At 76.0% G+C, this 1,371-nt stretch carries 2 protein-coding genes; both read right to left on the bottom strand.

Going from position 1 to position 1,371, the window contains the following annotated elements:
* The coding region (locus ACXAID_RS28115; protein WP_475025436.1) for an o-succinylbenzoate synthase at positions 1-831 on the bottom strand (831 nt) is incomplete at its 3' end.
* Positions 828-1,371, bottom strand: a 544-nt coding sequence (locus ACXAID_RS28110; RefSeq protein ID WP_475025435.1) for an FAD-dependent oxidoreductase, incomplete at its 5' end; no start/stop codon positions are given. The genes ACXAID_RS28110 and ACXAID_RS28115, both read right to left, overlap by 4 nt.

Below are 1,371 nucleotides of genomic sequence, written 5' to 3'. Positions count from 1 at the left end.
GACCCGCGCTTCGGCGACGTCCTCGACGAACAGCCCGCCGGTGCCGAGCCCGCAGGCGTGCCGCAACGACGGCAGCGCGCCCGCGGCGACCAGACCGGCGCCGATGCCCACCGCCGAGTCCAGCGCGCTGGACACCACGACCGGGATGTCGATCTGCTCGGCGATGGCCAGCATCGCGGCCACCCCACCCAGCGGGGCCACCTTGAGCACCGCGACATCGGCGGCACCGCTGCGCACCACGTGCAACGGGTCCTCGGCCTTGCGGATGCTCTCGTCGGCGGCGATCGGCACGTCGACGCGGCGACGCACCTGCGCCAGTTCGGGCACCGTCGCGCACGGTTGTTCGACGTATTCGAGCGGCCCGTCGGCGGCCAGCGCCCGCACGGCGGTCACCGCCTCCTGCACGCTCCACCCGCCGTTGGCGTCGACCCGCACGGTGGGCACCAGCGCGCGAACCGCGTCGACCCGCGCAACGTCGTCGGCCAGCGTCTGGCCGGGCTCGGCCACCTTGACCTTGGCGGTGCGTACGCCGGGGAAGCGCGCAAGCACCTGGGGGACCTCGGCGGCGGACACCGCGGGCACCGTGGCGTTGATCGGGATGCGGGCACGGTGCACCGCCGGCATCCCGTCGTAGGCGGCCGTCAGCGCGGCGTCGAGCCAGTGCGCGGCCTCGGCTGGGCCGTATTCGCCGAAGGCACCGAACTCGCCCCAACCGGCGGGGCCGTCCAGCAGCGCGACCTCGCGGACGGTGATGCCGCGGAAACGCACCCGCATCGGCAGGGCCACCACATGCAGCCGGTCCAGCACGTCGGCCAGCGCGGGGCGGCTCATCCGGCCCTCTTCAGCAGCGCCTCGGCAGTGCGGCGGCCGCTGACCAGCGCGCCCTGGATCGAGGCGGTGTCGCGGTGGTCGCCGCACACCCACAGGCCGTCGTCCAGACGCACCCGGCGACGCACCGACAGCGGCGCCGGCTGGGCCGGCAGTGCGGCCGGGATCCGGTGGCGGATCAGCAGCTCCCAGCCGGCGCCGTCGGTGCTGAGGATGGCCGCAGCGTGCCGCCGGGTGATCTCTTCGGCAGGCGCGGCGCCGTCGCGGGCCAGCAGCGCCGACGCCGCTATCAGGTGGCGTCCCGGCGGTGCGTAGGTCGGCGCCGCGGCGCTGATCACCGCCGCGTTGAGCACCGGTCCGGTGCGCTCGGGGCGGCCGTCGACCCACAGCATGGGCGGGGCCGACTGCGGCTCGTCGGTGGCCCACCAGTCGGTCACCACCCCGTGCATGTCGGGGGTGGGCAACCCGGCCAGCCCCGCCGCGGTCACCGGGTCGGCGGCGACGACAACCTCGGCGGCGCGCACCGCGCCGGCACCGTCGCCG

It is taken from the genome of Mycobacterium sp. ABE4_509 (assembly GCF_056160785.1).
The sequence above is the reverse complement of the archived record's forward strand: the minus strand, read 5'-3'. Positions and strand labels throughout refer to the sequence as shown.